The sequence below is a fragment of the Arcicella aquatica genome, assembly GCF_034928825.1.
Classification (GTDB): domain Bacteria; phylum Bacteroidota; class Bacteroidia; order Cytophagales; family Spirosomataceae; genus Arcicella; species Arcicella aquatica.
Genome location: NZ_JAYFUL010000019.1, coordinates 102247 through 112150, shown reverse-complemented (window position 1 = coordinate 112150; position 9904 = coordinate 102247). Strand labels below are relative to the sequence as shown.

General features: G+C 35.0%; 9 protein-coding genes and 1 pseudogene. All 10 read right to left on the bottom strand.

The features are described from left to right. Positions 1-120: 120 nt before the first annotated feature. Positions 121-2088, bottom strand: a complete 1968-nt coding sequence (locus tag VB264_RS13045) for a tetratricopeptide repeat-containing sensor histidine kinase (protein ID WP_323250007.1) — start codon at positions 2086-2088, stop codon at positions 121-123. A gap of 533 nt (positions 2089-2621) precedes the next feature. Then, a complete protein-coding gene (locus tag VB264_RS13040) occupies positions 2622-3308 on the bottom strand; it encodes an OmpA family protein (protein ID WP_323250005.1) in 687 nt (228 codons plus the stop codon). A gap of 133 nt (positions 3309-3441) precedes the next feature. Beyond that, entirely contained in the window at positions 3442-3969 is a 528-nt protein-coding gene (locus tag VB264_RS13035; RefSeq protein ID WP_323250003.1) for a ferritin-like domain-containing protein, read from the bottom strand. Positions 3970-4056: 87 nt separating this feature from the next. Then, a complete protein-coding gene (locus tag VB264_RS13030; protein WP_323250001.1) occupies positions 4057-4266 on the bottom strand; it encodes a hypothetical protein in 210 nt (69 codons plus the stop codon). A 27-nt stretch (positions 4267-4293) separates the two neighbouring features. Next, positions 4294-4524 (bottom strand): hypothetical protein, encoded by a 231-nt coding sequence (locus VB264_RS13025; RefSeq protein WP_323249999.1) that lies wholly within the window; start codon positions 4522-4524, stop codon positions 4294-4296. 295 nt (positions 4525-4819) lie between these two features. Beyond that, positions 4820-4978, bottom strand: a pseudogene (locus VB264_RS25120) (DUF4986 domain-containing protein); the annotation flags it as partial. Positions 4979-5176: 198 nt separating this feature from the next. Then, positions 5177-6655, bottom strand: a complete 1479-nt coding sequence (locus tag VB264_RS13020) for an FGGY family carbohydrate kinase (protein WP_323249997.1) — start codon at positions 6653-6655, stop codon at positions 5177-5179. Between the two features lie 5 nt (positions 6656-6660). Next, positions 6661-7635: an ABC transporter permease gene (locus tag VB264_RS13015; RefSeq protein ID WP_323249996.1), complete on the bottom strand. Its 975-nt coding sequence runs from the start codon at positions 7633-7635 to the stop codon at positions 6661-6663. Between the two features lie 107 nt (positions 7636-7742). After that, positions 7743-9242, bottom strand: a complete 1500-nt coding sequence (locus tag VB264_RS13010; RefSeq protein WP_323249994.1) for a sugar ABC transporter ATP-binding protein — start codon at positions 9240-9242, stop codon at positions 7743-7745. A gap of 6 nt (positions 9243-9248) precedes the next feature. Beyond that, the gene (locus VB264_RS13005; protein ID WP_323249992.1) at positions 9249-9872 is read right to left on the bottom strand and encodes a DUF2291 domain-containing protein; all 624 of its coding nucleotides are present in this window, start codon (positions 9870-9872) and stop codon (positions 9249-9251) included. Between the last annotated feature and the right edge of the window lie 32 nt (positions 9873-9904).

Below are 9904 nucleotides of genomic sequence, written 5' to 3'. Positions count from 1 at the left end.
CTAGCAGAAACAAAATACATAAAAACCCCGAAAATTGCCAGTATTGACACTTTTTCGGGGTTGTTTTATTTATAACGTGTTGATTGTTAGATAATTAAAACCATAAAGGAAAGCCTAATTTTACTTTTTACTTAATGGTAGTGTAAAGTAGAAAGTAGTACCTTGGTCGGGCACACTTTCAAACCATATTGTGCCGTTATTTTTTTCTATCAGTTCTTTGCATAACAACAGCCCCAGCCCACTACCTTTCTCTTTGGCTGTACCAAAACTTGAATATGAAGTATATTTATTGAATATTTTTGATTGAGCCTCCAATGGAACCCCTTGTCCATCATCTTTAATAGATACAATAATTACCTGTTCTTTTTCTACAGTATCAATAATAACGCTATTGGATGCTTTTAAAAATTTTACTGCATTCTCGACAATATTCCTAATAACAATATCTATCATGATTGAATCTGCAAAAACCAATTGAGGCGCTTGTCGCCTTTCGGCAACTATTTTTATTTTCTTTTCTGTAGCTCTTGTTTCTATTAATAAAACATTCTGCTGGATTATTTCCTGTATGTCAAACAATAGCGGATTTACTTGCATACCGTCCATTTGGCTTTTAGCCCAATATAAAAGATTATCTAATAGCTTGGATGTAGCATCAAGACTTTGAGAGATTTGTCCAACATAAAACCCTACTTCTTCTTCAACCATTTTCTCATCAATCATATAGTCTATCATTCCTTTAACTGAGTTAACAGGCCCACGGAGATCATGACTGATAATTGAAAAAAATCGATTCCTTACCAATATCAATTCTTCTAAATGTTCATTTTTATCTATAATATCTTTGTTTTGTTCCTCCAACTGTTTGATAAATTTCTTCTTTTCATGATGATTTTTAAATAAAAGGATCGCTATCATTAATAAAAGCAAGGCTCCTCCAGCTATCAGATTTCGCTTTAACTCAAGGTTTTTTAATTCTCCTTGTTTGATACGAGCAGTTTTATTCAGTAAATCTATTTGCTGTTGTTTTTTTTCAAGCTCATAGCTTGACTGCACTCTGGTGATGGCTCTTGTTTTTTCGATACCACTTAGACTATCTTTTAACGCTATTCCTAAATTTCTAAAAACTAGTGCTTCTTTATAATTTCCTAGTTTTTGATGATTCAGATACAATGTATTATATATCTGAGTCGATATTTCATCAATACCAAGTTTCTTATTCTCTTTTAAAGCCATATTGGCAAAATGTAAACTTAATTTATAATTACAAGTGTAATAATAAATAAGAGCAAATGCATTATGACAATAGGCAATATCTTCATCATCCTTAATTTTTATTGCTAATTCTAACGCTTTATTGAGATATTCTTGAGCTAACTCGTAGTTTTTGAGGGCAATATAATTCTCACCTATATTATAGAGCGTAATAGTAGTTCCAAGGGTGTCTTTTACTCCTTGAGCAATGGACAAAGCTTTTTTGTTATAGGCTATGGTTGAATCAGGCTTTCCTTTAAATTTAAAGATTTCGCCCATATTTACTAACAGGCTAAATGTAGCGTATTTTGTTGGGTCATTTTGTTTAAGGGCTATATCGTATGCTTTTTTATAATAAAACAAGGCATTGTCATACTCTTCCATATCTGCGTAAACAATACCGATATTATTATATTCATTTCCTGAAAGCCCCGTCAATCCTAACTTTTCACTAATGCGTAGACATCCAAAATGGCATTCTAGTGCCTCGGGCAATCTTCCCTTTGAAACCAATGATACCCCCTTTGTAAGATACGCTAAAGCAATACCTTTCTCAAAATGGATTTTCTTGGCTAAATCCAAAGACTTCTGTGCCATAAAAAGTGAACTATCTGAATTTTTATTCCAATAATATCTTGAAAGGGCATAATAAGTATTTACTCTATCTGTATCATGTTTCGCAGTGCTAAGTTTATCATTCAAAAGTTGCAGCCGATTTGATTGAGCTAGTGAAAGTGAAGATGCATAAATTATTAATCCAATAATAGCAACTATTGTTTTTATACCTGTGTATTTGCTGTAAATCTCTAGCGCACAAAAAGCCCTTTTCTTCATATTTATTATAATCCAAATATCATTTTAAGTTATTGATAACTTAAAATGATATTTGGTCGTTAATAGTGGTTTCATAAATCAAGTATATTGTTGCTTAAAACTCTTAGAGCTTTTCTTCAATGCTTAGCTTGTTTTCTTACCAAATTAAGCTATTTTATTTAAACAAAATATGAGCCAAAAACGAAAATAAAGGCGAAAAAAAGAAATTTGCCCATCAATCCAGAAAAGTCAGGTTGAAGGGCAAATTTATTTTTTTAAATACCTAGTTTATTAAAAATTAAGCATAACGTTTTTTTAAATACGCAAGACTTTATCATGAAGTTTTCAATGCGATATTTCATAATTCAGCCTATTTAATCAACTTTTTTATTGAAGATAATTTTTAGACAACAGAGTTGATAGTCACACTAAAAACAAAACTTCTCCTGCTACTTTAACAAGTAAAAAAATAGAATTGCCCATTAATCTATGAAATGAGACTAACGGGCAATTCTACCTTGAACCTAGGATACCTTGATTAGGGCTTAAACCTTTTATTTTTTACTTACTTCATTACCACTAGCCTTAACCGCATCTTTTTTCAACTTATCGTCAGCTACAATAGCAAATTCAACTCTTCTATTTTGCTCTCTGCCCGACTCCAATGTATTATCTGCCACAGGGTCTTTCTCGCCATAACCTAACACCGTCAAACGGCTTCTTGATACGTTATTAGCTTTCAGAACAGCCGCTACGGCATCTGCTCTTTGCTGAGACAATTTCATGTTATAAGCCTCTGTTCCTACATTATCAGTATGACCAGCGACTAAAATTTCTGTGTCAGGATACTGTTTTAAGGTTTCGGCAAACTTCATTAAATTATCATTTACAGTAGGATTAATTTTGGATGAGTTGAAATCGAACAATACTCCTGATTTCATCGTAATTTTGATGCCCTCTCCCACTCTTTCTACATCAGCTACTACATCTAAATCTTTCTTTAACTTTTCAGCTTGCTTATCCATGTACTTTCCTACAAACGTACCCGCAATGCCACCGACGGCTGAACCTACAATGGCATAAATAGCAGGGTTTGATTTCCGTCCGATAGCAGCACCCATGGCTGCACCAGTACCAGCACCAATGATGGCTCCTCGCTGAGTATTATTAAGCTTTTTGAATGAATTACATGAATAAAAGCTTGGCGCTAAAACAAGTAATAACAAAACTATTTTGCTCATACTCCGTGTGTACATATTTATCATTTTCATAATTTAATTGTTTCGGTATAATGAACAGTACAATATTTTTGTTTAGCTTTTTAACAAAAATGCCATAACAGTGTCATGGCATTTTCCGTCAACAAATCAACAATTATGATACTGGCATTGGTTTATCTAATACTTCTTGTTGGTTATCTAATACCTCCTGTTCTGCTTTTGCATGATGTTGTGATTTTTTCAATGACTGAATAATTTTTAATGATTCTGTGATTGAAGAAATTTGTGATTTCAATAATTGTGACAAATCAGGCGATGCTTGTACTTTATCTGAAGCTAGCACAGTTTCATAGGCCTCGAGTGTAGCTTTATCGCCAGATTCACAAGAAGTCAAAATAGTTTCTCGATTATTAGATACAATTGAAGCTTTAAAATCTACCCAAATTTGATGAGCTTTCCCTATCAGTGTACTTGACGTAGCAGGTTCTCCACCAAATTTCACCACATGTTCAGCCAATGCTTCCGCAAAGTGTTCACTTTCATTCAACATTCCGTGAAAAAGATTTTTCAAGTCCCCTCCATCCATGTTTTGTTCTGCTTTCCTATAATTTTCGATACGATTATAGTTAATCTCTATTAGTTCATTCAAACCTTTCAAGAGAATGTCATATTGATTTTGCATCATTAAAGGCAAGAATCAGTTATCATTAAAGTTCCTGATTCTTTTTTAGAAGGTTTATGAATTTTAAGTTTGAAAAATCTCGTGTCACTAAATTGCTTTTTTCACTTTAGCCTTCACTTCTTCAAACTTATCAGCAGCTTTTTCAGCTAAATTCAAAGCGCCTAGTTTAATATCATCAATAGTTTCTTTAGCTTCTGCTTTTGCTACAGCTCCTTTTTTTTCCAAGGTTTCAGCTTTGTGTTCAGCAGCCTCTTTTTTAACTTTTTCTTTTGTAGTTTCGATTTTTGTAGTTCCCATGGCTTTATTTTATTTATAGATTATTATTTATTTAACAGTGTCTGATTTATTTAATATCAATGTGTCTTTAGAGGTCATTTTACCCATATTGTGCTGGCCATTATTATCGGAAGTAGACCAATACCCCCCTGCTATAGAAATTAAGATTAAAACAATCCCAATTAAAACAGTATAGATAAACATATTTCCTGCTTTCGTTTTTTTCTGCGATTTAATCTCAGAACGCATTTCCTTATCTACTCTATCAGCTTTTTCCATGTTCTTTTTGTTTTATAGGTTACATTAAAGAGGTTAAAACATTTGTACCAGTAGCCGAAAACTAACATTCAGGAGGACATTTGAGTAAATAACTCTACAAAATGTGGGTAAAAAATAGTAAAAGAGGGAGCAAGCATCACAAAAAAATGCTAAAACATTAAAAACAAGTACAAAACAGTACTTACTTTTAGTGCTTTAGCATTAGTCAACTATACTTATTCTAATATGTTTATATTTCTTCCACAGGTTTCATAATTGTTTTAATATTATGTTGTAGCTAGTGAAATGGTACTTTCTACTTCACATCCCAATAAACGAAATATCGTTCTCGGTGAATATCGTACAAAGGGCGAAGTGTAATGCATTCATTTAATGTTTTGAAGGTCAAGGGTTTCCCTATGAGAGGTTTAATAGTATTGTTCACATTACTTTTATCTAAACTCAATATTTGTAATAAGCCAACAGGTAATTTGTAGTTGAATGTGTGTAATAATCGTTATAAAGTGAAGGATTAGAATAAGGAGCAGGTGATTCCATTTCTGCCGTATCATTTTGAAGAAAGAGAGGAAAAATAAAATACATACCCTATTTTCTTATTTTTATTTAAGAAAATCAAGGTATGTATAAAGAGGGAGTGAAGGAATTAGGAATTTTACTCAATAATATCTTTCCAAGCCTTAAAGGCTTTATGTATTTTAATTTGATTTTGTTCCTGAGGCAGGACAGACTGTGGCTCTTGAAATAATGCTTTTAAAGATGCTACTGATTCGAAAATTTGTACCCCTAAGCCAGCCATTAAAGCTGCTCCTAAAGCAGATACATCGGGCATTCCTTTGTTGACTACGGGAATACCAAGTAAATCAGCTATTGTACTTAATACAAAACTATTAGAAGTCATTCCACCATTTACCATCAATTCTTGTAAATGTATGTGAGAATCCTCCTCCATGGCTAATATCACATCTTTTATCTGAAAAGGAATAGATTCCAACGTCGCCCGAACAATATGATTCTTGTTAGTACCAAATGTCAATCCATGTATAGATGCCTTACGTTTCATGTCCCAATAGGGTGCTCCTAAACCACTAAAGGCAGGGATGATATAAACACCTCCATTATCCTCAACAGCCGTAGCCATTGCTTGGGATTGTTTACTTTCAGAAAACAATCCTAACTCATTTTTAACCCATTCTACGGTTGCACCGCAACTCACAATGGCTCCTTCAAGAGCATAGTCTATTCTTCCTTCGGTACTCCAGCAAATAGTCGTAATCATGCCATGTTGCGAAGGCTGTGGTTTATCTCCGATGTTCATCAAGATAGAACAGCCAGTCCCTAAAGTAGCTTTAGCAGTTCCTGCTTCAAAACACCCTTCTCCAAAAGCGGCTGCATGACTATCACCAATCATCCCAGAAATGTTGATGGCTTCCTCAAAAATTCCGTCAAAAGTGCTTGTACCGAAATTTGAAGACGATGCTTTAACTACTGGCAAAGTGATTGTCGAAAGGTTGAAAATTGACAATAACTCCGTATCCCATTCGAGGGTATGAAGATTAAAAAATAATGTTCTAGAAGCATTTGTATAGTCTGTGGCAAAAACTTTCCCATCAGTAAGTTTGTATAAGAGCCACGTATCTATCGTTCCAAAAAAGGCTTTGCCTTCGTCTATCGCTTGCTTTATTGCTACATTGTTTTCATACAACCAAATCAACTTAGTTCCAGAAAAATAAGGATCGATTAATAAGCCTGTTTTTTCTTTAATGGTATTAGCTAAACCTGCTTGATTCAAGTTATCACATACTTGTACAGAACGTTTACATTGCCAAACTACTGCATTATGCAATGGTTTACCATTTTCATCCCACAACACAAAGGTTTCTCTTTGATTACTAATGCCACAAGTTTTGATGTCTTTCAAATCTCCGCCATTAGTGACAAACTGAGCTATGCAGTTTTTTACCGCAGTCATGGCATTCTCAAAAATTCCTTCAGGGTCTTGCTCTACAAAACCATCTGCTAAATATTGGGTTTGTAGCACTTCAGAAGCCCTAGCTACTACTTTAGCCTTTTCATCAAAAATCAATGCTTTGGTACTACTAGTACCTTGGTCGATAGCGAGTATATATTGCATAGCGGTTAGTCATTTTTAGCATTTGCACGGTCGATGATTACTGCTAACAATATCACCATTCCTTTTACCACTTGTTGCCAGAAAGGCGATACATTGAGTAGTACTAATCCGTTATTAAGCACTCCAATGATGATTGCCCCAAGGACTGTTCCTAAAATAGAACCACGTCCTCCTGATAAAGAAGTGCCTCCGATTACTACTGCGGCAATGGCATCCAATTCATATCCTGTTCCTGCATTGGGTTGGGCAGAATCTAGTCGGGCTGTTACCATCAATCCTCCCAAAGCCGCCAAGCCTCCTGCAAGGGTATAAACAATCAATTTGATTTTATAAATTTTAATACCTGATAATCTAGCTGCATTTTCGTTTCCTCCAATGGCGTAAATATATCGTCCGAGGGGTGTTTTTGTCGTGAGAATCAACGCTATGATAATCACAAAAATACTTAACCAAACAGGCACGGGTACGCCTAAAAACCACCCTGTACCAATATAATCGAACTTTGCTCCTAAATTACTGATAGGAAAACCTTTCGTCCACAGCATGGTAAGTCCACGAGCCATTGTAAGCATGGCTAAGGTAGCCACGAATGGAGGAACTTTGAATTTAGTAATTACCCAGCCATTAAAAAAGCCTAAGATTCCCCCAAAAAACAAGCCTACAATGATAGCCCCTAATAAGGTAAAACTTATCAATATATTCTGAGAAGGAATCTCTATCCCATTTTTCAATAAACCTGCTGTAATAGCACCGCATAATGCTAAAATAGACCCAACCGATAAGTCTATCCCTGCCGTAAGTACTACCAAAGTCATACCGACAGAAATACAGATATTTACAGAAATTTGTCTTAATACATTCCATCCATTAGCAACGGTCAGGAATTTATCCGATAAGATACTGATAATGATGCATAGCACAAATAGGGCAATGAGCGATTGCAATTTGTACAATTTTTCTTTTTGTATAATCAAATTCATGTTTATGGATTTTTATATCAAGCTAAAGAGTCGATATTAAATAAAAGCTTTGAGGATATTTGGCAATGACAGTTCACAATTCATCACTCACAATTCACAACTATTACTCAGGCAATGGCTGCTTTTAATAAAATCTCTTCTGATGCATCATTGATGGCATAGTCACCCGTTACTTTACCATCACTTAGCACAATCACTCGGTCGCTTACCGCAAAAATTTCTGGTAATTCAGATGAAATCATGATAATGCCCAAACCCGATTCTGCTAGTTGATTGATAAGCTTATAAATTTCTGCTTTGGCATTTACGTCTATACCACGTGTTGGCTCATCTAGCAACAATACTTTCGGTTTGGTAGCTAACCATTTAGCAAGAATAGCCTTTTGCTGATTACCTCCGCTTAGGTTTTTAATAAGTTGATCAGAAGAGGAGGTTTTTATCCTTAATTCTTGGATATATTTATCTGCCAGATTATTCTCTTTTTTATTATCCAATACTCCGTTGCTGAGTAAATCAGGCAACGTGGTAATACAAATATTTTGTTTAACGCTCAACTCTGGCACGATACCATCTTTCTTACGGTCTTCACTTACTAATGCCAGACCTGCTTTTACGGCATCGGATGGTGAGTGAATATGGAGTCGCTGACCTTCCATCAATACTTCGCCAGATACTTTGCGAGGGGCTAAGCCAAAAATGGCTTCGAACAATTCTGTTCTTCCTGCTCCCATTAACCCGAAAATGCCCAATATTTCACCTTTATGCAATACAAAGGAAATATCATTCAATAAATCATTTTTCTTAAACGACTCATGTTTTATTCCTAGATGATTTACCCTTAATAATTCTGTTCTATTGTTATCTTGCTTTTTCTTAGGAATGATTACCAATTCGCGTCCTACCATTTTTGATACAATGTTGTCACGAGTTACGGCACTCATCTCGCCTGATTCAATACTTTTCCCATCCCGCAAAACGGTGTAGGTATCGGCTATTTTAAAGAGTTCGTCCAGTTTGTGTGAGATATAAGCAATGGCTTTACCTTCTGCTTTTAAAGAATCAATTATTTTAAACAAAACATCTACTTCTGCCCCAGTAATAGCCGACGTGGGCTCGTCCATGATAATTACTTTGGCATCTACCAGCAATGCTTTAGCAATTTCAATAAGCTGTTGTTGCCCAACTTTAAGGTTCCTTACAGGCGTATTTGGGTCGATATTCAGGCAAAGTTTTTGCAATAAGGTTTGTGCCTTTTTAAGCATAAAAGCTTTGTCCAACAGTCCGAAAGCATTGATTACTTCTCTGCCCAAAAAGATATTCTCTACCACACTCAGGTAAGGAATCATATTTAATTCCTGATGAATGATAGCAATGCCTGCATTTTCGGCTTCTTTGGTATTGGTAAACTTTACAGGTTTATCGTGTAGGTAAATTGTCCCTTCATAATCGGTATAAACACCGCTCAAAATTTTCATTAATGTTGACTTTCCCGCTCCGTTTTCACCGATGATGGCATTTACTTTCCCTGCTTGCAAATCAATACAAACAGCATCAAGTGCAGTAACACCCGAGAACCTTTTTGTGATATTTTTGGCCGATAATGTCATTGAACTCTATATTTTGTTAAATTCTATTGGCAAAATCTCAAGATGCTGAAGATTAATATATTCTTGATTCATTTCTAAAGCTCCTATAAACTGAATAGCGTCTCCTACCTTGATTTGCTTTCTAAAAGCAGGTACTCGCTCGGTTCTAATGATTTTATTAATCTCAGATGAAATATTATTAATGTCTGTAGTATTAGTAAAAGGCTTAATATCAAATACGCCCGCTGCATCACGAATGGCATTTCCATAAATAAATTCAGTAGCAAGTGTTATGCTGACAGGTTCATTATTGTTGGTTAATAATACCTGTACTTCATCATCCTGAATCTTTGTAATTTGCCCTTGTCCTTTCACTAAAAAATACCTGATATTTCCGATGGCTACCGCATTAGACATCTTTTGAAATGCTTCTTTAGGCGCTGTTTTTAGTGCTTCTAACAACGTACCAACATCAGGTGCTTTAATAAAACTTGGAGGAAGCGTTTTTTGTAAAAAATTACGGGCAAAACTTGAGGCATCAAATTTTTCAGCGGAGGCTCTTTTTACCTCATCTAGTTTTTTGATTTCGATAGAATGGTAACCAATAAAAAGTAATGCAATGATAGCGACAACAATTTTGACGATTCGCATAGTGATAAGGTTAAATGATTACTGAGGCTGAA

Coding starts and splice junctions, on each gene's coding strand:
- VB264_RS13045 (WP_323250007.1), bottom strand. CDS start 2,088: ATGAAGAAAAGGGCTTTTTGTGCGCTAGAGATTTACAGCAAATACACA.
- VB264_RS13040 (WP_323250005.1), bottom strand. CDS start 3,308: ATGAGCAAAATAGTTTTGTTATTACTTGTTTTAGCGCCAAGCTTTTAT.
- VB264_RS13035 (WP_323250003.1), bottom strand. CDS start 3,969: ATGCAAAATCAATATGACATTCTCTTGAAAGGTTTGAATGAACTAATA.
- VB264_RS13030 (WP_323250001.1), bottom strand. CDS start 4,266: ATGGGAACTACAAAAATCGAAACTACAAAAGAAAAAGTTAAAAAAGAG.
- VB264_RS13025 (WP_323249999.1), bottom strand. CDS start 4,524: ATGGAAAAAGCTGATAGAGTAGATAAGGAAATGCGTTCTGAGATTAAA.
- VB264_RS13020 (WP_323249997.1), bottom strand. CDS start 6,655: ATGCAATATATACTCGCTATCGACCAAGGTACTAGTAGTACCAAAGCA.
- VB264_RS13015 (WP_323249996.1), bottom strand. CDS start 7,635: ATGAATTTGATTATACAAAAAGAAAAATTGTACAAATTGCAATCGCTC.
- VB264_RS13010 (WP_323249994.1), bottom strand. CDS start 9,242: ATGACATTATCGGCCAAAAATATCACAAAAAGGTTCTCGGGTGTTACT.
- VB264_RS13005 (WP_323249992.1), bottom strand. CDS start 9,872: ATGCGAATCGTCAAAATTGTTGTCGCTATCATTGCATTACTTTTTATT.